This is a genomic window from Staphylococcus sp. HMSC072B07 (assembly GCF_001815505.1).
GTDB classification, from domain to species: domain Bacteria; phylum Bacillota; class Bacilli; order Staphylococcales; family Staphylococcaceae; genus Staphylococcus; species Staphylococcus simulans.
Genome location: NZ_KV820898.1, coordinates 32088 through 57614 on the forward strand (window position 1 = coordinate 32088; position 25527 = coordinate 57614).

Consider the following 25527-nt stretch of genomic DNA (forward strand, 5'->3'; position numbering starts at 1 on the left):
ATCAAACGCTATTCAAAATAGTGGTTTGATGCTTCTTTTTTTATGTCATTACTTAATTCAACTATAAATGTAGAATAAGAAAAAGACGGGCGACCCCGTCTGTAAAATTTGCTTATTTATTTCCTAAGAAATATTGTTCAACTTCTTTCCAGTTATTGACACGATCGAAATCTTTATTGTGGATGTTATGTTGTGCTGTATACATCACTGGTTTCCCTGTAAAGCGTGCAAGTTGTCTTGGATTGTCATCGATTAAATAATCTGCTTTGACAATATTCTTTCTACCGCAGAAGACAAATTGTTGCGGATCTAAGAATGGGAAGTGTACTCTTAACCATTCATATTTTTCATGGAATGAAGTCGGCACATCCATTGCGGCTGTCGCAATATAAATATCATAGTGTTCAGCTAACTTCTTCACCACTTCTTGTGAATCTTTAATAACTTCTAAATTCTTAAAGAATCCTGGTTGTTTTAATACTTCATCAAGTACCCCTTCATGTTCAGGCATAAAGTGACGTAGTTTATTTCCATCTAATAACGCCTCTTTAATACCTAAATCTGTGCGTTTATTCACTTCTTCAATCAATGCTTTGATTGTATCCGCTAAAACTTCATCCATATCAATCGCTATTGATTCTCTCTTCATTACTGATAGCAACTTCCTTTCCTTTTCTTCTCTTCGAGTATAGCATATTTATTTTATAGAGTTGTGAAGTCTGATTTGAAAATATGTAAAGTAAAAACAAGTATCAACACGAAATTATGTTGATACTTGTTTTGTTATCGGTTATGCTTCAAAATCAAAGTCTTTAAGCACTTCGATCATTTTATCATTTTGTTCTGGGAAGCCAATGGTAATACGTACACCAATTGGGAACTCACGCGTAATACATCCGACTTTTAATAACGCTTTATATAAGTCATGCGGACGTTTCGTATTCACAAAGACAAAGTTCGTTTGGCTGTCAAAGAAATGTTTGCTTTCTGGAATTTCAAAGAATTTTGCACGTTCCTCAGCATTTTTTTGTTGAATGTCTTTTAAGTAATCTTGATCTTGATATGCTGCGACTGCCGCATATTCTGATAAGCGCCCTACGTTAAACGGTGGACGAATAATATTATAGTTATGAATTGCTTCTTCAGTCGCAATGATATAACCGACTCTTAGACCTGCTAGACCATATGCTTTAGAGAACGTACGCATTAAGAACGCATTTGGGAAACGTTCTTGTAACTTTAATGTATCTGGGAAATCTTCCGCAGTCACAAATTCAAAGTATGCTTCATCAACTAAAACTGGAATATGACTTGGCACTTTTTCTAAGAACGCTTCTAAATCATCATGTGTCACATATGTGCCTGTCGGGTTATTTGGATTACAAATCCATACTAATGCAGTGTCTTCATCAATCGCTTCTAAAATACCATCTAAATCGAATTGACCATTAGATTTTAAAGGTACTTGTACGACCTCTGCCGCTTCCACAATCGCATTATGATAATACTGACCAAATGTCGCTTGGCTTGTCACAATCTTGTCTCCAGGCGTTAATACCGCACGAGAAATCATTAAGATAACCTCATCTAAGCCAGCTCCAAATAAAATACGATTTTCATCAATGCCTAACCCTTTCGCAATTTCCTTGCGTAATGTCGGTGCACCTGTTTCAGGATAATACAACACTTCATCTACATGCGCTTTAATCGCTTCTTTCGCTTTAGGTGATGGACCATATAAGTTTTCATTTGATGCTAGTTTATGTAATTCAATGTCTAAACCGAATTCTTCTTTTAACGCTCTTGGTGATAAGCCTGGTTGATACGCTGAGAGCTGTTTAATTTGTTCTTTCATAGATACATCTGCCTCCTCAAAATGTTGTTTCTAATAATTTTAAATTTACTGACAATTATATACCTTTAAGTAACCCTTTGGCAACGACAAATTTATTGTACCTCGATTATGTTAAAACTAAAAAGAAAGCCTGAGTTACAATACCCAGACTTTCTTATTCATATTACTTAACTAAATTGTGTTTCTCTAAATACTCTTTTGCCACATGATACGGATCTTCATCTTTCACTGTGACTTTGTAGTTCATTTCTTGCATTTCTTCATCAGTGATTTTACCTGCTAATTTATTGAGCGGTTTAATGATTTCAGGATGTTCTTTGAGATATTTCTCTTTAAACATCGGTGCACCTTGATATGGTGGGAAGACGTGTTTGTCATCTTCTAAAATGACCATATCGTATTGTTTCAACTCTGCATCTGTTGAATAAGCATCAATTAAATTGATGTCACCTTTTTCAACAGCTTGATAACGTAATTTCGGTTCCATTGTACGAACTTTATTAAAGTTTAAATCATATGCTTTAGAAATGGCTTTATAACCGTCAGGACGGTCATTAAATTCTAAAGTGAAACCAGGTTTGATATCATCTTCAACTTTTTGTAAATCACCAATTGTTTTCAATCCGTGTTTCTTCGCAAAGTCACGCTTCACAGCTAATGTGTAAGTGTTGTTGTATTTCATCGGTTTCAACATCGTCATGTTTTCTTTTTTCTCTAGACTTTGTTTTGCCTGTTCGTACACTTTAGCTTCTTCTTTGGATTTCAGTGGTTCTTTAGTTAATTCACCTAAAACTGTTCCTGTAAATTCTAAATAGCCATCAATATCGCCAGATTTTAAAGCATTGAATAAGAATGACGTTTTACCCATGCCATCTTTAACATCCACTGTGTTGTCTGTTTCTTCTTCGATTAAAATCTTATACATATTCGTAATGATTGATGGTTCTGAACCAAGCTTGCCGGCAATCGTGATTTTATCGCCTTTGCCGCCTAACATTGGGATAACAATAACAAGCGCTACAACTAACACGATAGTGCCTAAAGTAATCAACAATTTCTTATATGATAGTTTCTGCATGAAACGTAAGGCTAAGTCAAAGACAATCGCCAAAATAGCAGCTGGAATCGCACCTAATAAAATTAACGAACTGTTGTTACGGTCGATACCTAATAAGATTAAATCACCAAGGCCGCCTGCACCGATTAATGCTGCAAGTGTTGCAGTACCAATGATTAACACCATTGCTGTACGAATACCTGCCATAATAATCGGCATCGCAATCGGCAACTCAACTTTCGTCAAACGACGTCCAGGTTTCATTCCGATACCTTTCGCTGCTTCAACAAGAGACGGATCAACTTCCTTAATACCAGTATATGTATTGCGTAGAATTGGCAGTAACGCATATACAACTAATGCAATAATCGCTGGCACTGTTCCAATACCAAACAATGGAATCATTAGTCCTAATAAAGCTAGTGAAGGAATCGTCTGCATCACAGCGGCAACGTTGATGACCGCTTCAGAAAAATGTTTTGTTTTCGTCAGTAAGATACCAAGCGGTACTCCGATTAAACAAGCAATTAACAATGCGATAAAGGAAATTTGCATATGTTCTAACAGCGTGCTCAGCAATTCCCCTTTTCGCTCTGAGAATGTTTGAAAGAATGCATTCATGATACGTCACCTCTCTTACTTTGAGCTAAAAACTTAAAGACATCTTCTCGTGTTAAGAGATGGTGTTGATCATGTTGTTTAATTACGACACTAGGATAGTGTGTTAAATCTTCATATACCTTGTTTAAAGGTGTATCTGGCAACAACACCGGTAAATCATTTGGTGTATCAACTGTTTTAAGTTGTTTGCCTTGCAGAAGTTTTTCAAGCGTTAAGTGAGACGTATCCGCATGGTCATATTGATTAATAAACTGTCTCACAAAATCATTCTTAGGATGTTGCATAAAACCATCAGGTGTATCGATTTGTTCTACACGTCCATCATTAAATAAACAAATGCGATCTGCTAATTTCATCGCTTCATTAATATCATGTGTCACAAAGACAATGGTTTTTCTGATTTTAGCTTGCAGCTCAATCAAATCTTCTTGTAAATTCGTACGACTGATTGGATCTAAGGCACTAAATGGTTCGTCCATTAAAATCACTGGCGGATCTGCAGCTAATGCACGTACAACACCGACACGTTGACGTTGTCCGCCTGATAATTCATCTGGTTTGCGATCGCGATATGTATCAGGATCTAGATTCACCATCTCAAGCAACTCATCAATACGCTTGTCTATCTTAGCTTTGTCCCAACCTTTCATTTGCGGTACTTGCGCAATGTTTTCCTTAACCGTCATATGCGGAAATAACGCGATTTGTTGAAGGACATAACCCATATCCCAACGCATTTCATAAACAGGAAAATCACTGATTGGTTTGCCTTTGAAATAAATATAGCCTTTCGTTAAGGGGATCAATCTGTTAATCATCTTTAATGTTGTTGTTTTACCACTGCCGGAAGGACCAATTAAAACGAAGAACTCACCTTCTTCAATGTTAAAACTGACATCTTCGACAGCCATTTTATTACCGTATTGCTTCGAAACGTTTTTTAACTCAATCATGCATAGGTCACCCACATTCTATTTCTATTTTAAAAAAGAACAGCAAGCTCACACTATCGTTAGCACAGTGAAACTTGCTGTTCTGTATTTAAATCTATTAAACTTGCGCTTTATAATTATGAATCGTTTCAATAAATTGAGGACAGTAATGTTTCAATTTATAACTACCGACACCGTCAATCGCAATCATTTCCTGTTTAGATTCAGGTTTACGTTTGGCGAATTCTTCAAGTGTAAAATCAGTAAAAATGCTAATCGGTGCTACATTTAATTTCTCGCTGAGTTCTTGTCTGACTTGTACTAATGCGTCAAACAATGCTCTATCGACACCTTCAATAGTATTGATATTGACTTTTTCACGAGATTTTTTCTTGAATGGTACAGTATAAATTTTTAAATCCTCACTTAGTATTTGCTTAACCTTTTTATCACAAGTTAAAACCTCATCATTTTCGTTTAAGAAGCCTTTGAAGCGCAATTCATCAATTAAATGACTACATTCTGATGTCGTATACTCTTTCATAATACCGAAAGTTGATAATTTGTCATATTGGTTATACTTGATGTAATCAGACAACTCGCCTCTCAGCACTTGAATAATCACACCATAAGTCTCTTGTTGACCCATACGCACCACACAACTGATGATTTTCTTCGCTTCATTCGTCATATCATACGTTTTATTTTCATTACGACAATTACTGCAGCGGCCACATTCTTCTAATTTTTCATTTGGCTCGAAATAATGAACCAATGTAGCTTCTAGACACTTTTTTGTTTTGGTATATTGAATCATCTTATTGAGCTTCTCGCCCATTTTTTCTTTATAGTCATCATCACCCTTAGAAGATGAAATAAAGAATTGATGCAGATTAATATCACGTTCACTAAACAGTAAGATACATTCACTTGTTAAGCCATCACGTCCTGCACGTCCAGCTTCTTGATAATAAGATTCTAAATCTCCTGGCATATTGTAATGAATGACATATCTCACGTTAGATTTATCAATCCCCATACCAAACGCATTCGTCGCAATTACAACTTTAATGCGATCAAAGACAAAATCATTTTGTGCTTCATCACGCTCTTTATTCGTTAAACCTGCATGATAAATGGCACTGCTGATATTTTGATCTTCAAATACTTGTTGAAGTTCTTCAACTTGTTTTCTTGTTGAACAATAAATAATCCCTGCTTGTTGTTTGTGTGCCTTTACATAATCCATCACAAATTTTTGCCTCTGATATGTCGGATTGACTTTAAAGACTAAATTAGGACGTTTGATACTTGTTTTTACTCGGTTCGCACCGGAGATATGCAGACGTTCCATAATATCTTTTTGTACTTCAACAGTAGCTGTTGCGGTTAAAGCAGCAATGGCAAAGTCTTGCGGTAAGCAAAGGACTTTATCAATAACTTGTTGGTAACTTGGTCTGAAATCATGTCCCCACTTAGAAATACAGTGTGCTTCATCAAAAGCAACTAAGTGAATATCTAATCCGAATAGCAACTGCATAAATTGACGATTCTCAAAACGTTCAGGCGCCGCGTATAAGAATTGAATCTTACCCTGACGTAAATCTTCTTCAATCGCTCGTTGTTCTTTTTGCGATAAGCTGCTGTTTAAAAATGCAGCGTTAATGCCCATCGCTTTTAATTGATCGACTTGGTCTTTCATTAATGAAATTAATGGGCTGATCACAATTGTCACGCCGCCCATTATCAATCCAGGCACTTGATAACATAATGATTTACCGCCGCCAGTAGGTAATACCCCTAGCACATTCTTTTTGTCTAGTATTTTGGAAATAATCTCCCTTTGTCCTGGACGGAAATCTTTATATCCAAAATAATGCGATAATGTCGTTTCCATAAAATTGACCCCTTATTGTTCTTTTAATTCTTCTAATTCGCTCCATCGTGTCATGTCTTCTTCATATTGTGATTCTAATGCTTCTTTTTCAGTATTCAGTTCTTGAATTTTCGCATAATCATCACTTGCGTCTACCATCTCTTGTTCAATCACTTCTAGACGCGCTTCAGTCTCTTCAATACGTTCCATAATCGTATCGTATTCACGTTTTTCTTTATAAGACAATCCCTTACGTTGTCTTTCTTTTTGAACTTTTGGTTGAGCTTTAGCAACTGCTTGTTGTTTCTCTTGTTCTTGCTTATAAGCTTCATAGTCTTCAAAGCTTCCAATAACACGCTCAATTTGACCGTCATGCACATACCAATATTCCTGTGCAACTTTATTTAAGAAATAGCGATCATGGCTGACAGTAATAACTGTGCCGCCGAAAGTTGCGATATAGTCCTCAAGAATAGTTAGCGTTTCAGTATCTAAGTCATTTGTCGGCTCATCAAGCAACAATACATTCGGTTGATGAACCAATAATCTTAGTAAATACAAGCGTTTTTGTTCGCCACCGGAAAGTTTATATACTTTTTTACCGTGTGTAGCACTTGGGAATAAGAAACGCTCTAACAATTGTGTTACTGACACCGTCGTACCATCTTTTTCTTTCGCAACTTCACTTTCTTCTCTTAAGAAATCTATCACACGGATATCTCTATCTAAACGTTCATCCGTTTGTTTAAAGTAAGCTGTTTTGACTGTTTGGCCGATTTTCAGTTCTCCGCTGAAGTCAGTATCTTCACCAGCAAGGATATTTAACAACGTCGTTTTGCCTGCACCGTTAGGTCCGACAATCCCGATTTGTTGACCGTTTTGTATGATTTGCGTCACATGTTCAAATAACGTTTTATCCGCAATGCTTTTAGATACATCATCTAGTTCAAAGACTTGTTTACCTAAACGAGAATGCGCTAGGTTCAATTGTCCGCTTTCACGTGTCGTTTGATTTTTTACTTGTGATTCTAAATCACTAAAGCGATTAATACGTGCTTGTTGTTTTGTTGTTCTTGCTTTTGCACCTGCACGCATCCAAGCAAGTTCTTGTTTATATAAAGCACGTGCTTTTTGGTTTTGTTGCTGCTCTATTTGTTCGTTCTCCGCACGCATCGCAATATAGTCTTCATAGTTACCTGGATAAGTCGTTAATTTACCTCTATCCAATTCAATAATGCGTGTTGAAACTTCATTTAAGAAATAACGATCATGCGTTACAAACAACACAGTATGCGGATATTGTTTTACGTAGTTGATCAACCATTTTATTGAATCGAAATCTAAATGGTTGGTCGGTTCATCTAGTAATAATAAGTCTGGCTGTTCAATTAATGTTTTTGCTAAAATGACACGTTTTTGTTGGCCGCCTGATAACGATTTAACCGATACAGATGTATCATGAATACCGAGTTTAGATAAAATCGTTTTAACTTCTGCACTATAGTCCCATGCTTCTGCTTGGTCCATCGCCTCTTGCATTTTCATCATGTGGTTTAAGTTTTGGTCATTTTGCGTTTGGCTATACTCTTGTACTGCTTTTTCATAGTCTCTGATTAACTTCACCGTATCTGTATCTGCACTCAAAACTTCTTCCAGCACTGTTCTGTCTTTCGTTAAATCTTGCTTTTGAGAAGAATAACGAATGCGATAATCATTCGGACAATTCACTTCTGCTTCGAAGTCATCATCCAGCCCTGCGATGACTTTTAGTAATGTACTTTTACCTGTACCGTTAATCCCTACAAGTCCGATACGTTCATGTGCTGAAACAGATAAGTGCAAGTCATCAAAAATCACTTTATCTGCATAGGATTTATGTAAATGTTCAATTTTATACGCTTCCATGTCATGCCTCCACTTATGTTCAGTCCGTTCATTTAATTGAGTTTTCAACCTTTATCTCAATTTTCAGTTCTATATATTATACACCCTTTGCACGTCAAAAGATACTGTTACAGGTTCATCTTAAGCGGATAATTGTGTAAGTTTTGTAAAGGTTCGCACCAAAAAAATACAGCGGGCAAATCCATAAGAGGATTCACCCGCTGTTGAAATGACTAAGTCATTGTTTATTTTTTCTGAGAACCTTTAGGTCCTGTTTTATATTGATATTTAGATGGATTTACTTTATCGAAATCCGGATTTTTGTAGAATCTGAATAAGTCACCATTAAGAACACTGTCGCTCATTTCTAAGTCTTTTTCAACTTGTTGTTTATTTTTCTCTAAGTCAGCAGGTTCTTTTTCTAATGGTTCATTTGTTTTATTATCAAATGCTCTACCATTCACATATTTATATTCAGGTGTGATAAAGTCACCGTTTCTGAATGGTACGACTTGTTTATGATCCTTAGATAATAAATCTGTACCTAACATTAAGAAGTTCTTAGTATCGATACCTTCTAAGTGAAGTAATGTCGGCATTACGTCGATTTGTCCACCGTAAGTGTTGTCAACGCCGCCTTCTTTACCAGGAACTTTCATCCATAAACCAGTACGGTTCAAGTCCATAAATTTCGCTGGTGTAATTTCTTCACCTAATAATTTTTCCATTGCTTTATTATGGTTTTCAGAAATACCATAGTGGTCACCGTAGATGACAATCACTGAGTCATCATAGATACCTTTTTTCTTCAATTCGTTGATATATTCTTCTAAAGCACTATCCATGTAGTTCGCTGTTTGTACATAGCCATCTACTGTCGCATCGCCAGTGTTAGGTTTTTCAATTCCCGCTTCATCTGGTGATAATGTGAATGGATAATGGTTTGTCAATGTAATCAAGTGTGAATAGAATGGTTTTTTCATTTTAGATTGATATTCTGCTGATTCTTTAAAGAACGGTTTATCTTTCAATCCTAAGTTTTCAATGTTTTCAGGACTCATATCGTAGTAAGTCGCATCGTAGAATTTATCAATACCGAAATGTTTGTAAACTTGATCACGGTTCCAGAATGTTTTGTAGTCACCGTGCATAACGTTGCTTGTGTAGCCGCGTTTTTGATCAAGAATTGCTGGTAATGATTGATACGTATTAGAACCTTTCAATGAGTACGCTGAACCTTGTGGTAAACCATACAAGCTGTTATCCATTGTGAATTCCGCATCTGATGTTTTACCTTGTCCAGTTTGGTGGAAGAAGTTTGGATAATATTTATAACCTTCTTGTCCTGAAGACAATTTGTTAAGGAAAGGTGTCACTTCTTTACCATTGACTTTTTTGTTAATCAAGAAAGTTTGGAAACTTTCTAAATGAATTTTAATAATATTTTTCTTTTTACCTGCACCGTAATATTCCGGATTAGGTTCTACTTCTGCTTGTCTTTGTTTTGTGTAGTTCAATACTTTTGTTAAATCATCTTCAGAAGCCATTGCTTTCTCTTGATGGTTTTGAATTGATTTCACACCATCATAAACTGTGAAGTTATATGGTCCAAGATATTTAACTAGGTATTTATGGTCGAATGTACGAGTTAATAATTCAGGACGATCTGTTTCTGCAAATGCTAAGTTCAAGAAGAACAAAGCAACTGAAACTGCCATTACGACTGGAACAAATTTCTTGCTGAAAGTACGTGTATCTAACCATTTTGATTTAAAGATCAAAATAAACAGATAGATAATTGTATCTAAGAAATACACGAAATCATACCATTTGAATGACGCAGATACTGCGCCTCCCATAGACTCAACGTTACCTACTTGGTTTAAAGTACTGAATGTTAAAAAGTCTGAGAAGAATCTAAAGTAAACAACGTTTGCATAAAGCAAGAAAGTTAATAAGAATCCGCCGATGAGCATAAACCAAAACGCCTTCTTACCTTTAAAGAACAAGAATACGCTAAGTATTAATGCGAGTAAGCTGTATGGATTCATTAACAAAATTAAATTTTGGACTAATCCCTTAACTCCTAAAGAAAAATCAACATAATAAGCAAAATAGGTCTTCAAACTCACTGTTAAAACAGTGAGTAAGAAAAAGACAAAAATGCTTATTTTCTTTTTCTGCAGACTCATGTGTGTCTCCCCCGTTATTGTTATTTAGTATTCAATCAATCATCAAACAGTACCATTTCCCGTCTACTTTTTAATGTTTCTTATAGAAAAGATTGCTGCTCAATGGCCAATCAATTAAAAGCGAAGCAGTCTCGTGCTGCTTCTTATCTCTGTATTTTCAATAATTGCGTCATTTTTCATTTAAATTGCTCTAATTTATATTCATCAAAAATTTACATTGCCTACTTCTTTGTAACACTATTGTAACAAAAATTACGTAGTACAGTAACTAAATATAGAACATTTCACACGACATTTCAAGCGAAAACCTATCCAAAATTGACATATTACACTATATTTTTTCTATGTTAATTTATTGCTAAGAAAAGATAAAATGCTTTCATCATGCATGTTAAGCTTGTTCACTTTTATTTTGAATTCGCGTTAATATTATAAAATTATACAGGAAATCACACACGATTAAATCAGACTCCAGCCTTAGAATGTAATTGTGCATTTTGCACATTAAAAAAACTGAGAAAGTAACCAGCTTTCTCAGTTGAATTCATTTAAATTAATGTGTCATGTTATTTATTCATTTCTTGCATCATACGATATTCAATACCATGGAATAGCTGTTGTAACCAACTGCTGTATTTCATTAAGTTATTTTCTGCAGTATAAATATCAATATATTGGAACTTTAAGCGCGCACCTTGTGGTTTTTGCGCAAGTTTTGTTAAATGATAGCTCGCAATTGTACCTAATTGCGGATAGCTTCCTAATGTATAGTGGTCATTTAATAAGATGATTGGTGAACCATCACGTTTCACTTGAATCGTACCACGTTTTACAGATTGATGTGGCGGCATGTCTTCATAAAAGGCCTTTACTGGATCGCCTTCTAGAATCATCCCTGCACGGTTCGCTTTGCTGGTTACTTTATATTCACCATATGTAAAGCGATTTAAAGTTTCTTCATCAAAGTCCTCTGCTCCTTTATTTAACACTACATGGAACATATCAGACATATAGTTGAAAGAAAGTGCATAACCATCAATACCCCAATCCGTTTTATGTGTAACCTTCAAGTTATCAAATAATTTCAGATGACGTTTAGTATAGTTACGTTTCATATTAATCGCATCACCTGCTTGTAATGCGCGTCCTTCGTAACCACCTATTTTAGATAGGAAGTCTGTTGAAGTTGAACCTAGCCACTCTTCAAGTTCTACCCCGCCGCCGATTGCTAAGTAAACACGAGATGTACGGTTAGATTCAGAGAACTGTAGGACATCTCCTTTTTCTACTAAATACAATTTGTTCGGCAAAATACGCATGTTTTGTGTCCATGCTTTGAAGTTGCCGCCAGAAAGTGCAATTAAAGTCGGCTCAGTGAAGCGAATACGCGCCATTTTTGTCGTCATCTCTAACGTTGCTTCATTTTTATCATTCGCAACCAAGCGATTCGCAATTTCATGTGCTAAGAAATCAATTGCACCGCCAGGAATAACGCCATCATGCTCGTAACCTTGTCGTCCAAAGTCTTGGAAGCTTGAAAAAAGTCCTGGATTTTCTATTATGATTGACATGATTCACTGCCTCCTTCACTTTCATTTTCAGGTTCAGCTGGTTTGAACCGTACAGTATCACCTAACTTCAATAAAGTGAAGTCTTCTTTTTCTGGGTTGAATAAACGGACAGGTGTATAACCGATAACAAGCCAGTCACCGTATGTATCAGTTGTAACTACACCACATTTCTTACCTTCAAGGATGACAGATCCTGCTGGAATAAATTTTTGTTCATCTCCTGTATGGTTAACATAAATACGTTCATTTAATCCTGTTAGATACGGGAATCCTGGTGAATAGCCCATCATCGATACGAAGTATGTTTTATTCGCATGCAATGAAATAAATTCTTCTTCACTCATTCCGAAGTATTCTACCAACTCTGCTAAATCTGGACCGTATTCGCCACCATAGTAAACAGGTAATTCTACAGGCATTTTTACAGCATCCCCATGTCTGACTTCGATTTTGATAGAGTGCAGTAAATCCGTCATATATTGGAACGGTGATGTAATATGATGATGTTTCATCATATCTCGCGCATTATAGACAATCATCATATCAGATTCAGTCGGCACGATTTCTGTAATAAATGGATAGTTTTGTTCTAATAAATACGAACGTAATGCTAACAGGTCTTCTGTTGTATGTTGCGTGACTTCTTTCTCCACAGAAACCACAATTGCTTTGTCACCTTGACTATAAATTTTCATAATGCACCTCTGGTCTTCATTGATTATAAAAGATATTTAGTAACCTTAAAATATACGTCATCATCATCTTCATAAAGTAATATACGAGCACGAGTTGGATAAGCAGCATTATACCTACGACGGCTTTTGCTGCTAAAGGTTTCTGCTGTTGTAGGAAATAGCGTGCCAGCCGCTTCGCAACCCAAATTACCACAATGATTAATATCAGGACTATTCCAATCATGCTGCCACCTTTTTAAACCCTTCTGCTACTTATAAGTTTAATCATACTTAATTTTAAAGATTAATCTGTATCTCGGCAACCTCTCGCAAGCTATTTATCAAGAAAAGCTCCGCTTCATGTGCCTCCAATTTTTCTCTCAACTCATCTATTGTATAATCTCTTTCTTCTGCTTTACCTTCATCTAATAACTGTGCACGCATGCACCCTTTTAAGAAATCATTATTAAAACAAGGTGTGTAGTATTTACCTTGTTCTTTGATCAGCACATTACCGATATCAAACTCTAAAATTTTACCTTGCAGATTATAAAAAAGAACAATATCTGTCTCATGAAGATGTTCTACATGTTCACGATGAGACGTTTTATTGACGTATTGCCACTTTGGGTAATCCGAACGCATCAATTGCGCTTGAGCAGTGAAACTACTTTTTTCAGGTAAGTCGACACATTGATAAGTCAATTCGCCAGATTCATCTGCCATGACTTTCAAACGATAAGTGCCTGTTGGATATTCCTTTTTAATATCTGCGATAAATGCTTCCCACTGAATTTCAGGTAATGGAATAGAAAGCTCCTTAGCTGACTGTAAAATACGTGCTTTGTGATAATCTCGACGTGGAATTTTACCTTCTGATAAACGCATTGTCTCAAATAAGTACATCATTATCACTCCAATATTTTAGTTTTCGCTTCAAACTCTGCGACTTCTGCTTCTGGATCTGAATCAATCGTAATACCTGCACCTACACCATAGACTGCTTCGTCTTCAATATATTGCACCGTACGTATCGGTACATTAAATATTGAGGGACCGTTTGGAATCATTAACCCGATGGTACCACAATATACATGTCGCGGTGTGCCTTCTAATGCTTTAATATAGCGCATCGTATTTAATTTAGGTGCACCAGTAATCGAACCGCATGGAAAGAGTGCAGTCAAAATACGTTGTAATGACGTTGCTTGCGGTAATTGTCCTGTGACCATACTCGTCATTTGAAAGACAGTTTGATAACGTTCAATATGAAACGGTTGATACACTTTCACACTGCCTGGTTTTGAAATACGTGCAATATCATTACGTAATAAATCTACTATCATCACATTTTCCGCTTGATCTTTTTTAGATTGTGCGAGTTGTTGATAATAATAGTCATCCTCTGCTTTATCTTTCCCTCTTGGCATAGTGCCTTTCATCGGTTTACTTAATACCACGTCCTCCATCGTTTTAAAAGAACCTCTTTGAAAGAACAATTCAGGTGAAATCGAGGCGATTTGTAATTCATCGGTATCAAGCAACGCTGTATAATTACCGTGACTGCTTCGTGTTAAATAATCATACATTTCGCTGATAGGCATACGGATACGATCATACATACGTGTTGTATAGTTCACTTGATATGTATTCCCTTCTACAATCGCATCTTGAACTTGTTGGATATGTTGAATCATAGTTGGCTTCGACAAACGAAAATGAAAGTGCGGACGTGCTGATACAGCCTTATCTTTTACTTCTTCCCTTGTTTCAGGTGCTTCAAATATATAGGCTGCCGCATAAACATAATTGGAAGTTTCTGGTAGATGTACTGCCATTTCAGAATTAAAGGCAGGTGCCGCTTCGTAAGGTAAATACAGACAAACAAAATGACCTGCCTGATGTGCTTGTTCAGCAAAATCAATGACTTCATGTACCTCATTTAAATCATAAGCAATCTTTTGATCAAGAATTGTCTTGAAACAATATTGGTACTGCTTATAATCTGTTTCATCTGTGTAATATCGATAATTAAAGTGCGCGCGCAATGTTTTCACCTGCCTGTTGAAGAAATAGTCGAATTTGCGCATGGCCATATTCACTCAATATAGATTCAGGATGATATTGCACACCATAAATCGGATAACTTCTATGCGCCACTGCCATCACAATTTGTTCTTCATTATATGCTGTGACTTCTAGCGCACTTGGCATGCGCAATGCATCTGCACATAAGGAGTGATAACGCATCACATGAAATTGTTTAGGTAACCCCGCAAAAATACCTTGCTCATTTGTGGTAATCAGCGTGGTGTGTCCGTGTACAGGTCGCGAACTATGAATAATAGCACCACCGTAATGTTCAACAATGAGTTGAAATCCTAAGCACACACCTAAAATAGGTGCACTATCTTCAAACGTGCTAAGGACTTCATGTAAAATCGGATAATCACTTGGACTTCCTGGACCTGGGGAAATCACAATCGCATGCGGCTGCATTGTTTTTAATGTTTCTATATCTACGTCATCTACATCGATAACTGTCACACGTTCATTACTTTCTGTCTTCAGATAATCTACTAAGTTATATGTAAATGAGTCTTTGTTATCTATCATTATAATCATACTAAACTTGTCCCCTTACTCAACATTCTATTTGTTTCGTCGAACAATGCTTTTAACTTCATTTTACAAGATGTCACACGATTTTGTAATAGCAGAAGCAGAGACACCTTGATTTTACTTAGGAAATATATTATTCTGTCTATCGACATAGAAACACAGAGGTTCCTAGCTGATACCCTCTATAAAAAACTAGACTTTTACTTTCAATCGTCTATCTTTTATAGAGATAGTCAATATACTACGTCATTGTCTATATCAACTCGAACCTAAAAGCGTTATTTTGAATCATCAAGATACACGCACTTTAGCGTTCGAGTTTTTTTATTGATCGAGCTAGGTCATCACTTTAAAGGAGAGATTGACTTATGGCACCCCATAAACTTGATGATGATAAAGCACTCGTCGTATTCAGCGGCGGACAAGACAGTACGACTTGTCTCTTTTATGCGAAAGCAAAATTCAAAGAAGTAGAACTTGTGACTTTCCAATACGGTCAACGTCACGATACTGAAATTGAAGTCGCTAAACAAATCGCACAAGAACAAGGATTAAAGCACCACATTTTAGACATGTCTTTATTATCTCAACTCACACCGAATGCGTTAACCCAACATGATTTACAAATTGAAGATACTGATGATGGTGTACCAAACACCTTCGTTCCAGCACGCAACTTATTATTTTTATCGTTTGCGGGCGCGTTAGCTTATCAGATTAAAGCACGTCACATTATTACAGGTGTCTGTGAAACAGACTTCTCTGGTTATCCGGATTGTCGCGATGATTTTGTGAAATCCATGAATGTCACATTGAATTTATCGATGGATAAAAACTTTGTCATTCATACACCATTAATGTGGTTAGACAAAAAAGAAACTTGGGCATTAAGTGACGAACTTGGTGTCTTAGATTATGTAAGATATAACACATTGACTTGCTATAACGGGATTATCGCAGATGGCTGCGGTGAATGTCCGGCTTGTCAATTACGCGCACGTGGTTTAAATGCTTATTTAGCAGAAAAAGGAGTGAACTGATTTTGTTACAACAAATTTATCCAACAGTTGCCCATCCCTATGCTTTCGAATTAAATAAAGATTTCCATTTTGCAGCTGCACACTACATCCCTTGCGAAGATGCAGGTAAATGTGTACGTACGCATGGTCACACTTATTTCGTTAATTTAACTATCGTTGGTGACGAACTTGATCATAGCGGTTTCTTAATCAACTTTGCAGCTTTAAAAAAACAAATTCATGAGCAGTTCGATCATTATTTATTAAATGATTTACCGCAGTTCGAAGATAAAATGCCATCTACTGAAGTGGTCGCACAAACGATTTGCCAACTTACAGAAGAAATTTTAGAGAAACAGCCGAACCGTCCAAAATGTGCACAAGTCTATTTACGTGAAACTCCATCTAGCTATGTGGTTTATCGTCCTAAGGAGTTCCGTCATGGCTAAAATTCCTGTATTAGAAATTTTCGGACCGACCATTCAAGGTGAAGGCCGTGTCATCGGACGTAAAACAATGTTCGTACGAACTGCTGGCTGTGATTATCGATGCAGCTGGTGTGATTCCAGTTTCACTTGGGATGGCAGTATGAAAGATGAAATTCAAATGATGACTGCAGAAGAAATTTATGACCGACTTTATGAAATCGGCGGCGATTGCTTTAATCATGTCACAATTTCAGGCGGTAATCCTGCATTAATTAAAGGTATTCAAGATTTAGTGTATCTCTTTGAAGAAAAGAACATTGAAAGTGCATTAGAAACACAAGGAAGTCGTTTCCAACCGTGGATGCGCCAAATCAATGATTTAACAATTAGTCCTAAACCACCGAGCTCAGGTATGAAACCAAATATACAAATACTTGATGAAGTAATTGAACAATGTGTTAAAGAAACATTAAATCTTAAAGTTGTCGTTTTTGATGATGACGACTATGAATTCGCTAAATATATACATCATCGTTATCCAGATCTCCCATTTTATTTACAAGTCGGTAATCCTTACTTAGATGATGAAGTAGAAAATCATACAGCACGTTTGCTTGAACGTTACGAAAATCTTGTAGATAAGGTTATGCGAAGCAATGATATGAACCAAGTCTATGTTTTACCACAATTGCATACTTTACTTTGGAGTAATATGAAAGGTGTATAAGTTTCGGGCTGCAGAATGCCCGAGCTTTTTTAATTTTAAAGTGTTTTCAAATGCTTAAATGTACTGAAATTGGTATAATATTCCAGTGAATATTAGAAGTCAGGAGACGCACCCTATGCTCATCTACATAATTATCAACATTGCGATTATATCAGCTTCCATTTTGATTGATATGTATTTACAATCTAACAATCAAGTCAAATTAAGTACGATTCTTATTGCAGTTTCAATAAACAGTGTGATTAATCTTATCGTCATCGGAAAGTATGATTTTATTTCGCATGCGATGGTTGCGTTTATATTAATTTGGACATTACTCGCACTGTTGACTGATCGAAAATTTAAGCCCATTGTCTTTACGACACAGAAATTCATGGCTTTTATTGTCTTTACTTTATTGAGTCTTTCTTTGTTCATCGTATTCAATACGAGTGAAAAATCTTATTATATGTCCGTTCCATATTTAGCACCTGTTTTCTTCTTAATCGGAGCATCTTTCATCTTCTTAACCATTTTTGAAAGCTCTGAAGATACAAGCTTTCGTAGTCATTTCATGAAGAATAAGCCTAAATCACTGACAATCGGCACATTATTAATTATTATTTCATTTCTTGTAATGAATTTATTAACTCCTTTCTGGTATGTTTACCTAATTATTTACTTAATATTAATTTTATTTATCTTGTGGACAAAACCTTTTTTAAAAAATTGATTTAAGATGATTACTTATCATGTATTAGTGGTAAACATTAACAAGCACAATAAAAAAGTATTGTCAGTATTGAATTAGGAGGCTACTATTATGGGATTAATATTAATGATTATCGTCGGAGGCCTAATCGGTTGGTTAGCCGGCGCAATTTTAGGTAAAGATATTCCAGGAGGAATCTTAGGTAACATTATTGCTGGTATTGTCGGCGCTTGGCTTGGCTCAGCAATCTTCGGTGATTGGGGTCCATCACTAGGCGGCATTGCGATTTTCCCAGCATTAATCGGTACAATTTTATTAATTGTAATCCTTTCATTAATCTTGGGTGCAATCCACAAAAACAAAAGAAAATAAGTCTTAATACTTAATGTGTATTAACATACGACTTGCAGCAACATCATTCAATGGTGTTGCTGTTTTTTTATTTCATTTGATTAAATAACCTTTAATTAAATTGCGCATCATTTTCTCTTTAATAGTATTACATATCTTTCGTTTGATATAATGAAGAAAAAGTAGAAGGAGTGCGAATCATCTTGAAAAAGAAAGTAAAGTTGAATAACGATGTGAAAATTCCTCGTATAGGTTTAGGAGTCTACAAAATTGACGAAAAGCATATGGAATCTGCAGTCAAAACTGCTGAAGATTCAGGCTATCGTGCTTTTGATACCGCTTATTTTTATTTCAACGAAAAAGAATTAGGTGAAGCAATTAAAAAAAGTAAAGTCCCCCGTGAAGATCTCTTTATTACGACTAAGCTATGGAATGATTATCAAGGTTATGACAGCACAAAAGCTTACTTTGAAAAATCATTAGAGAATCTTGGTGTGGATTATTTAGATATGTTTTTAACTCACTGGCCATGTGAAGCAGACGGCTTATTCATTGAAACATATCAAGCAATGGAAGAACTTTATAAAGAAGGACGCGTTAAAGCAATCGGTGTCTGCAACTTCCAACAACATCACTTAGAAAAATTAATGGAACATACTGAAATTGTGCCGGCGGTTAACCAAATCGAATTCCACCCATACTTAAACCAACAAGACTTACAAGACTTCTGTGATAAACATGGTATAAAAGTTACCGCTTGGATGCCTTTAATGCGTGGACGTGGTTTATTTGAAGATCCGGTTATCGCAAAGCTAGCTGAAAAATATGAAAAAACACCTGCGCAAATCATCTTAAATTGGCATTTAATGCATGATAGAATTGTGATTCCTAAGTCTCAAACTCCTTCAAGAATCAGCGAAAACTTTGAAGCAATTGACTTTGAATTACGAGATAAAGACGTTAAAAAAATCGATCAGTTAAATCAGAACTTACGCCAAGGCAAGCACCCTGATGACGTTAGAATCGGTACGTTAAAATAACTTAATTCAAGTTCATATATAACGAAAGGACAGTGCAGAGCGCGAAACTCTGTACTGTCCTTATTTTTACTTTTTCCGCTTATGTGAAAGCTATTTACTGTCTATCAGATTTTATTTTGATATTCATTATTTTTAACTTTTTTAAGATGCATGACTGCACGAACTGTGATCACAAGCAAAATAACTACACCGGCTGTGAAGATTAAGTCCCAAGGCAATCTGCCCCATAATAACCAAAAGACTGAGTCTTTTTGATAGAACTCTGTCAATCTTGCATGCCAGTAACCATGTTTCAATGCATCTGTAAGTTGAATATAACCTACTGGAAGCAATGTCATAAAAACCATGCCAGCTAAACCAATATTTAATAACCAACATGAAATAGAAATCCATTTTTCAACTTTCTTCGTCCAGAATTCAGGTTTAGTAATACTTCTTAATACATATAACATAATCGCAATTGAGAACATACCATACACACCGGCCATTGAGCCATGTGCGTGCGCAGATGTCCACTGTGTTCCGTGTTCAAAGTAGTTAATGGCTGGCGCATTAATCAAGAATCCTAGTGCACCCGCACCAATTGCGTTCCATAATCCTGTAGAAGCTAAGAAGATGAATGTACCTTTGTATGGGAATTCAATTTTACTGAATTTATAAACACGATAATGGGTGTAAGCTTCCCAAATTAATAAACATAACGGTACAACTTCTAAAGCAGAGAAGCTTGAACCTAATGCTAACCAAATTGAATGGTCGCCTTGCCAGTAATAATGGTGCCCCATTCCTACAATACCTGTACCTAGTAATAAAATGATTTGGAAGTACAATGCACGAATTGTAGAATGTATTGTCGTTAATTTCATATCTACCATTAAGAAACCAATTAAAATAACCGCAAAAGCTTCAAAGATGCCTTCTACCCATAAGTGTACAATCCACCAACGCCAATAATCTGCGAAAGTGACATGTGAGTTAGGCATAATAAAGAGTGATGCTAAGTAGAACATTGGAATTGCGATTGCGCCAATAAACAAGAGCAAGATTAAACGTTTACGATGTTGTTCACTGCCATCTTTAATCGCTGGGATGAAGCCCCTGGCTAAAATAATCATCCATAGCACCATACCGATGATAAATAGAATTTGCCAGAATTTACCAAGCTCAATATATTCCCAACCGAAATGACCGAATAACCACCATTTTTCGTTAATCCAGCCAAGAATATTGCCCCATTCACCTATCATACTACCGCCAGCAACAATCAATAATGCGACGAATAAGATATCGACTAATTTACCTTGATGTTTTGGCTCTTTACCGAGCACCCTCGGCACAATATAGATCCCTGTCGCAAGCCATGTTGTAGCGACCCAGAAGATCACCAACTGCAAGTGCCATGTCTTCGCAATGTTGAATGGGAATAGTTTTTGAAGCGGAATACCAAAGAATTCATTTTCCACATAATAATGGGCCATTAATTCACCTAATAAGATTTGAATTAAAAACAGCACCATCACAATCACAAAGTATTTGGCTGTTTTGGCCTGACTTGATGAAATTGTATCTTGAATTTTAATTTCAGGTAAACGACGTTCACTATCATATGTTGATTCCATGTCGAATTGATAACGTCTTTGGAAGTAAATAATAATCGCAACACCAGCGACTAATATCGCAACGGAAATTGCTGACCATATCAATGCTTCACTTGGCATTGTATTACCCGCTTGTTCATCAAATGGCCAGTTGTTTGTATATGAGAAATCTCTATCTGGACGATCTGTTGAAGATAACCATGCACCCCAGAAGAAGAAATCACTCAAATGCTCAATTTTATTCCCTTTGACCATATAATCATCTGTCTTGATTTGATCAATCATATTTTGTGGTAACCCTGCTTGCTTGGGATTATTCACAAACTCTTTATGATAATAATCTCTGACATAATTCAAGCCTGCAACTTGTGCATCTGTTAATACAAGTTCATCTTTAGCTTTTGAATAGCGATTCACCCGTATTTCTTTTTTAACTTTGTCTTCAATGCCTGCTTTTTGCATTTGGTTTAATTGTTTAAAAGGTTTATCATAAAGATGTTCAGCATAATAGTAATGCATCCCTTTTAAATAATGATGCAATGTTTCTGCAGTATAATCAGGACCTAAATAAGATCCGTTTCCTAAATATGAACCATAATCCGTCAATCCATATTTTTCATAAATGGCTTGACCACTGATTAGTTCGGATTTAGAAATGACCGTCTGTCCACTTTCGTTCACCACTTTTGTTGGACGAGGCGCTTCATTTTTAAATATCAACCAACCACCAGCTAGCAAAATACCGAATACGACGACTAAAATTGTTACTAAGACCTTCGACAATCTACTGTATGGATTTTTCATCCCGATTTCTCTCCTCAGTAACTTCGACTCTCAACTTCAGAATACGCCTACTGCAATTGATAGTAAATATCATTCTCAATTAGTTCTTAATTTTGTCATAAATGTATTTATACATAAATTGTTGTTTTCTTCGATTTTAGTTTTATTTTAATATGTTTATTGTTAAGCAAACTTTGTGTTCTACAAATATTTTAATAAGCGGTATGGTCTCTCCTTCTTAATATTTTTCATTAATCTACTGATATTGGGAATCATTTTCAATTATTCAGAAATTTGTCACAAACGATTGATTTAAAGTCTATTTACACTTATAGTGTTTAAAGTAATTTTTATGACATTTATTTTAATATTAATACTCCTTTTGTGAGTTACTTTAGTCTCTATCAGGGTAAATTTATAATAAATTTCCTTGAAGTTTTTATGAAGATTACAATAATACTTTTAATTTAGAACACTTTTTGTTTTTATTTATCACTATTCTTCTTATAATAGAGATGAGTCGAAAAGGAGCGTATATTATGATTACTAAAACTGATATTGTAGCGAACGTTGTGACAGACTATCCGAAAACTGCTGATATCTTCAAACGTTCTGGTATAGATTTTTGTTGTGGCGGCCAAGTTTCTATTGAAGAAGCTGCGAAAGATAAAAAAAGAGTTGTTTTAGAAGATTTATTAGCTGAACTTGATGAAGCAAGTAAACAAAATGCCGGAGGACAAGGCTTAAATCCTAAATATTTAAGCATCCCTTCTTTAATTCAATACATCCAAGATGCATACCACGAACCAATGAAAGAAGAGTTCAAAAACTTAACACCTTATGTGACTAAACTCGCAAAAGTTCACGGTCCAAGTCATGATTACTTGTTAGAATTAAAAGATTTATATACAACATTTAAAAACAACATGTTAGAACATACACAAAAAGAAGATGAAAAAGACTTCCCTCAACTTATCGCATTTGCGAATGGTGAGAATGTTGATAACGTAGAAGCTATTATCGAAGATTTAACTGCAGATCATGACAGTACAGGTAACTTGTTACGTAGAATGGATGAAATTACGAATGATTTCCAACCGCCTATCGAAGCTTGCGGAACATGGCGTTTAGTGTACACTCGTTTAGCTGCGTTAGAAAATGCGACATTACAACACGTACATTTAGAAAACCACGTTTTATTCGAAAAATGCCGCGAACAATTACAACAAGGCTGATTTAACTTTATATTTAGCGTGAATATCTTATAAAACTAAACAGACAAGGTTGAAGATGTGATTATATCTTCAACCTTGTCTGTTTTTTCTTTTCTAATTCATTAGGGATTAGTTCTTATCTTTTATCTGTAATACTTACTTTTACTTTCTACGCTTTTCTTTTCTACTGCTTTATAATTTTGGCAAAGATACGATCATCGTAGTTCCTACTTCAGGTTCACTTTCAACTTGAATCGTACCGCCGATTTGTTTCACCAGTTCTTGTGTGATGTATAACCCTAAACCAGAACCGCCTGTATGGTAATTTCTAGAATCTTCTACTCTGAAAGTACGCTCAAAAATACGTTTAATATCTGCTTTCGCAATTCCGATGCCTTTATCTTTGATGTAAATTTGGATATGTTTTTCGCTTTCAGCAAGACAAATATAAATTGGACTACCTGATGGCGAAAAGTTCATCGCATTATCAATTAAGTTCGTAATGATACGTTCTAACGGTTGCGGATATTGTTTGAAAGGTGTCAACTTATCACAAAACTTCACTTCTAAATGTCTGTTGTCTATTTTCATACGTTGTTCATAACCATTGAGTATATTCAATAACAATTGATCAATTTGGATTATTTCCACTACATAAGTATTCGGAGCATCTAATGTTGCGACATGCGTTAACTCGTCAAACATTTTGGATAGGCGATTAGATTGTTTGATTAAGGTGTCATAGGCTTCCTGACGATCTATTTGTGAGTGAACGACACCGTCTTTTAATGCTTCTGAATACGAAATAATACAAGCGAGCGGTGTTTTTAAATCATGTGCTAAATTTTGAATCAATTCATACTTCTCTTGTTGTTCTGACTTGATTTGTGCCATTTGTTTAGTAATCTCATGCGCCATTTTATTAAAGGAATGACTCAGTTCTTTAATTTCTCTCGGTGAAGTAAACTGCGTAGGTTCCATTTCGTAATTACCATCTGCGAATTGTTTCGTTCTGACATTGAAATGTTTAATCTTTTGAACGAGAGGTGTTAAAAAGAAACTGCAGATGAATAAGGTTAAACAACTCGATACTATAGCGCTAATTGTCAATAACACTGTGGTATGACCATTGAACAACATCAGTTTATAAGCAATACCGAGGATGGTAGAGGCCAATAATACACTAGATAATACTCCGATAATCACTTGTGTTCTGATTGAAAACATTTAGTCTGCTTTCCTTTCGAACTTATAACCAAGACCCCATACTGTGGTAATCGTGTAAGCATCGAAATGAAATTGTTCGAACTTTTCTCTGATGCGATGAATATGTACATTGACTGTACTTGCATCTTCGTAATAATCATAACCCCATACTTCTTCTAACAATTGCGATTTAGATATCGCTTGATTTTCATGCGTTGCTAAATACCACAACAATTCAAATTCTTTAATTCTCAAGTTCACCACAGCACCATTAATTTCCACACTTTTTTGTTGATCATTCAACTTTAAAGTATCAAAAGTTAAAGCTGTTTGTGCTGACTGACTGCGCTTAACGCGGCTCAACAAATTATTCGCACGTAACACGAGTTCTCTTGGACTGAAAGGCTTCTTTAAATAGTCATCTGCGCCGAGAGTCAAAGCATAAATGGTGTCATGTTCTTTTGTTTTTGCGGACATATAAATAAATGGAATGTCCAGTTGTCGTTGTTTCATTTCCTTAATCACTTCATAACCATCTACATTCGGCATCATGATGTCTAAAATAATTAAATCAATTGATGGGTCAAGTTGGTTCAAAGCATCTTCCCCATTATGTGCAGTTAATACTTTATAACCTTCATATTCGAAGTACGTTTGGCAGATGTCGACCATGTCTTGTTCATCATCAACGATTAAGATTGTGTTCACGTCTTGTATCACCTTTTTCTTTAATATATGCGATTACAGCACTCAATGAAATTTGTTTTAATAAGTTTTTATTCATTAACAATATAATAAAGAGTGCTAATTGAACAGGATACGTAAATATCATATCTGATAAAATATAATTTAGCATAACAAAGGCGCCAAAGAAACTTGCAATATGTGACAGAATTCCTAATATTAACCCTAAACCAATCGCAATTTCCCCTAAAGGTACAATTACATTAAAGACGGGAGCACTGTGCGCGACGATGTGTTCAAAAAAGAGTTTGAACCACACTGGAGAATCTTCATTCTTAATCACAACTGGGATCAGCGGTTCTATTTTAAAACCGCCTGTTAACTTCTCCCAACCTTGAGCTAAAATGTAGCCACCGGCTATAATACGAATTAAAAATAAAATTACGAGTTCAATCGTACGTAGATAATGTTTCATGAAATCACTTCTCTTCTCGTTGAATTA

23 protein-coding genes are annotated in these 25527 nt (G+C 35.7%); 7 read left to right on the forward strand and 16 right to left on the reverse strand.

Translation table 11 applies throughout. The features are described from left to right. Positions 1–112 precede the first annotated feature (112 nt). From HMPREF3031_RS00970 to HMPREF3031_RS01030, 12 genes are all read right to left on the reverse strand, one after another. Positions 113–649: a 5' nucleotidase, NT5C type gene (locus HMPREF3031_RS00970; RefSeq protein WP_002481517.1), complete on the reverse strand. Its 537-nt coding sequence runs from the start codon at positions 647–649 to the stop codon at positions 113–115. A 141-nt stretch (positions 650–790) separates the two neighbouring features. Further along, positions 791–1855, reverse strand: coding sequence for a histidinol-phosphate transaminase (hisC, locus tag HMPREF3031_RS00975; protein WP_002481516.1), 1065 nt, complete (start codon positions 1853–1855; stop codon positions 791–793). Between the two features lie 163 nt (positions 1856–2018). Beyond that, positions 2019–3533, reverse strand: coding sequence for an ABC transporter permease/substrate-binding protein (locus tag HMPREF3031_RS00980; protein WP_002481515.1), 1515 nt, complete (start codon positions 3531–3533; stop codon positions 2019–2021). Further along, positions 3530–4486: an ABC transporter ATP-binding protein gene (locus tag HMPREF3031_RS00985; RefSeq protein WP_002481514.1), complete on the reverse strand. Its 957-nt coding sequence runs from the start codon at positions 4484–4486 to the stop codon at positions 3530–3532. The genes HMPREF3031_RS00980 and HMPREF3031_RS00985 overlap by 4 nt, the downstream gene beginning before the upstream one ends. Positions 4487–4583: 97 nt before the next feature. Beyond that, entirely contained in the window at positions 4584–6362 is a 1779-nt protein-coding gene (gene recQ, locus HMPREF3031_RS00990) for a DNA helicase RecQ (protein ID WP_002481513.1), read from the reverse strand. 12 nt (positions 6363–6374) lie between these two features. After that, positions 6375–8246: an ABC-F family ATP-binding cassette domain-containing protein gene (locus tag HMPREF3031_RS00995; protein WP_002481512.1), complete on the reverse strand. Its 1872-nt coding sequence runs from the start codon at positions 8244–8246 to the stop codon at positions 6375–6377. A gap of 224 nt (positions 8247–8470) precedes the next feature. After that, a complete protein-coding gene (gene ltaS / locus HMPREF3031_RS01000; RefSeq protein WP_002481511.1) occupies positions 8471–10417 on the reverse strand; it encodes a polyglycerol-phosphate lipoteichoic acid synthase LtaS in 1947 nt (648 codons plus the stop codon). 566 nt (positions 10418–10983) lie between these two features. Next, positions 10984–11988, reverse strand: coding sequence for a 5-oxoprolinase subunit C family protein (locus HMPREF3031_RS01005; protein ID WP_002481510.1), 1005 nt, complete (start codon positions 11986–11988; stop codon positions 10984–10986). Continuing rightward, positions 11976–12683, reverse strand: coding sequence for a 5-oxoprolinase subunit PxpB (gene pxpB / locus HMPREF3031_RS01010; protein WP_002481509.1), 708 nt, complete (start codon positions 12681–12683; stop codon positions 11976–11978). Before pxpB ends, HMPREF3031_RS01005 begins: the two co-directional genes overlap by 13 nt. A 276-nt stretch (positions 12684–12959) precedes the next feature. Then, positions 12960–13568, reverse strand: a complete 609-nt coding sequence (locus tag HMPREF3031_RS01020) for an aminotransferase class IV (RefSeq protein ID WP_037556548.1) — start codon at positions 13566–13568, stop codon at positions 12960–12962. A 5-nt stretch (positions 13569–13573) separates the two neighbouring features. Then, complete coding sequence (locus HMPREF3031_RS01025) at positions 13574–14710, reverse strand: chorismate-binding protein (protein ID WP_037556546.1); 1137 nt, start codon at positions 14708–14710, stop codon at positions 13574–13576. Beyond that, a complete protein-coding gene (locus HMPREF3031_RS01030; RefSeq protein ID WP_002481506.1) occupies positions 14694–15287 on the reverse strand; it encodes an anthranilate synthase component II in 594 nt (197 codons plus the stop codon). Before HMPREF3031_RS01030 ends, HMPREF3031_RS01025 begins: the two co-directional genes overlap by 17 nt. Before the next feature lie 365 nt (positions 15288–15652). Between HMPREF3031_RS01030 and queC the strand changes: the two genes are divergently transcribed. The 6 genes from queC to HMPREF3031_RS01060 all read left to right on the forward strand — a co-directional run bounded on the left by queC (position 15653) and on the right by HMPREF3031_RS01060 (position 19540). Next, positions 15653–16324, forward strand: a complete 672-nt coding sequence (gene queC, locus HMPREF3031_RS01035; RefSeq protein ID WP_002481505.1) for a 7-cyano-7-deazaguanine synthase QueC — start codon at positions 15653–15655, stop codon at positions 16322–16324. A gap of 2 nt (positions 16325–16326) precedes the next feature. Beyond that, on the forward strand, positions 16327–16752 hold the full coding sequence (gene queD, locus HMPREF3031_RS01040) for a 6-carboxytetrahydropterin synthase QueD (protein WP_002481504.1): 426 nt from the start codon (positions 16327–16329) through the stop codon (positions 16750–16752). Further along, entirely contained in the window at positions 16745–17458 is a 714-nt protein-coding gene (queE, locus tag HMPREF3031_RS01045) for a 7-carboxy-7-deazaguanine synthase QueE (RefSeq protein WP_002481503.1), read from the forward strand. Before queD ends, queE begins: the two co-directional genes overlap by 8 nt. Positions 17459–17573: 115 nt before the next feature. Continuing rightward, complete coding sequence (locus tag HMPREF3031_RS01050; protein WP_002481502.1) at positions 17574–18170, forward strand: hypothetical protein; 597 nt, start codon at positions 17574–17576, stop codon at positions 18168–18170. Between the two features lie 87 nt (positions 18171–18257). After that, on the forward strand, positions 18258–18521 hold the full coding sequence (locus HMPREF3031_RS01055; RefSeq protein WP_031262612.1) for a GlsB/YeaQ/YmgE family stress response membrane protein: 264 nt from the start codon (positions 18258–18260) through the stop codon (positions 18519–18521). Positions 18522–18700: 179 nt separating this feature from the next. Further along, positions 18701–19540 (forward strand): aldo/keto reductase, encoded by an 840-nt coding sequence (locus tag HMPREF3031_RS01060; RefSeq protein ID WP_070724568.1) that lies wholly within the window; start codon positions 18701–18703, stop codon positions 19538–19540. A 104-nt stretch (positions 19541–19644) separates the two neighbouring features. Here HMPREF3031_RS01060 and HMPREF3031_RS01065 read toward each other — a convergent pair whose 3' ends face one another. Further along, positions 19645–21948, reverse strand: coding sequence for a nitric-oxide reductase large subunit (locus HMPREF3031_RS01065; RefSeq protein ID WP_031262615.1), 2304 nt, complete (start codon positions 21946–21948; stop codon positions 19645–19647). Positions 21949–22460: 512 nt separating this feature from the next. Between HMPREF3031_RS01065 and scdA the strand changes: the two genes are divergently transcribed. Then, positions 22461–23156, forward strand: coding sequence for an iron-sulfur cluster repair di-iron protein ScdA (gene scdA / locus HMPREF3031_RS01070; protein WP_002481498.1), 696 nt, complete (start codon positions 22461–22463; stop codon positions 23154–23156). A gap of 171 nt (positions 23157–23327) precedes the next feature. On the opposite strand, the gene HMPREF3031_RS01075 is transcribed toward scdA, so the two are convergent. Genes HMPREF3031_RS01075 through HMPREF3031_RS01085 form a run of 3 tightly spaced genes read right to left on the reverse strand, consistent with a single transcriptional unit; the run spans position 23328 to position 25500 of the window. Beyond that, positions 23328–24362, reverse strand: a complete 1035-nt coding sequence (locus HMPREF3031_RS01075) for a HAMP domain-containing sensor histidine kinase (protein ID WP_002481497.1) — start codon at positions 24360–24362, stop codon at positions 23328–23330. Beyond that, positions 24363–25013 (reverse strand): response regulator transcription factor, encoded by a 651-nt coding sequence (locus HMPREF3031_RS01080; protein ID WP_051036002.1) that lies wholly within the window; start codon positions 25011–25013, stop codon positions 24363–24365. A gap of 13 nt (positions 25014–25026) precedes the next feature. After that, complete coding sequence (locus HMPREF3031_RS01085) at positions 25027–25500, reverse strand: DoxX family membrane protein (RefSeq protein WP_002481495.1); 474 nt, start codon at positions 25498–25500, stop codon at positions 25027–25029. Positions 25501–25527: the final 27 nt, after the last annotated feature.

Bases quoted from the DNA above. Each gene is read 5' to 3' on its own strand.
- HMPREF3031_RS00970 (WP_002481517.1), bottom strand. From the start codon at position 649: ATGAAGAGAGAATCAATAGCGATTGATATGGATGAAGTTTTAGCGGAT.
- hisC (WP_002481516.1), bottom strand. From the start codon at position 1,855: ATGAAAGAACAAATTAAACAGCTCTCAGCGTATCAACCAGGCTTATCA.
- HMPREF3031_RS00980 (WP_002481515.1), bottom strand. From the start codon at position 3,533: ATGAATGCATTCTTTCAAACATTCTCAGAGCGAAAAGGGGAATTGCTG.
- HMPREF3031_RS00985 (WP_002481514.1), bottom strand. From the start codon at position 4,486: ATGATTGAGTTAAAAAACGTTTCGAAGCAATACGGTAATAAAATGGCT.
- recQ (WP_002481513.1), bottom strand. From the start codon at position 6,362: ATGGAAACGACATTATCGCATTATTTTGGATATAAAGATTTCCGTCCA.
- HMPREF3031_RS00995 (WP_002481512.1), bottom strand. From the start codon at position 8,246: ATGGAAGCGTATAAAATTGAACATTTACATAAATCCTATGCAGATAAA.
- ltaS (WP_002481511.1), bottom strand. From the start codon at position 10,417: ATGAGTCTGCAGAAAAAGAAAATAAGCATTTTTGTCTTTTTCTTACTC.
- HMPREF3031_RS01005 (WP_002481510.1), bottom strand. From the start codon at position 11,988: ATGTCAATCATAATAGAAAATCCAGGACTTTTTTCAAGCTTCCAAGAC.
- pxpB (WP_002481509.1), bottom strand. From the start codon at position 12,683: ATGAAAATTTATAGTCAAGGTGACAAAGCAATTGTGGTTTCTGTGGAG.
- HMPREF3031_RS01020 (WP_037556548.1), bottom strand. From the start codon at position 13,568: ATGTACTTATTTGAGACAATGCGTTTATCAGAAGGTAAAATTCCACGT.
- HMPREF3031_RS01030 (WP_002481506.1), bottom strand. From the start codon at position 15,287: ATGATTATAATGATAGATAACAAAGACTCATTTACATATAACTTAGTA.
- queC (WP_002481505.1), top strand. From the start codon at position 15,653: ATGGCACCCCATAAACTTGATGATGATAAAGCACTCGTCGTATTCAGC.
- queE (WP_002481503.1), top strand. From the start codon at position 16,745: ATGGCTAAAATTCCTGTATTAGAAATTTTCGGACCGACCATTCAAGGT.
- HMPREF3031_RS01050 (WP_002481502.1), top strand. From the start codon at position 17,574: ATGCTCATCTACATAATTATCAACATTGCGATTATATCAGCTTCCATT.
- scdA (WP_002481498.1), top strand. From the start codon at position 22,461: ATGATTACTAAAACTGATATTGTAGCGAACGTTGTGACAGACTATCCG.
- HMPREF3031_RS01075 (WP_002481497.1), bottom strand. From the start codon at position 24,362: ATGTTTTCAATCAGAACACAAGTGATTATCGGAGTATTATCTAGTGTA.
- HMPREF3031_RS01080 (WP_051036002.1), bottom strand. From the start codon at position 25,013: ATGGTCGACATCTGCCAAACGTACTTCGAATATGAAGGTTATAAAGTA.
- HMPREF3031_RS01085 (WP_002481495.1), bottom strand. From the start codon at position 25,500: ATGAAACATTATCTACGTACGATTGAACTCGTAATTTTATTTTTAATT.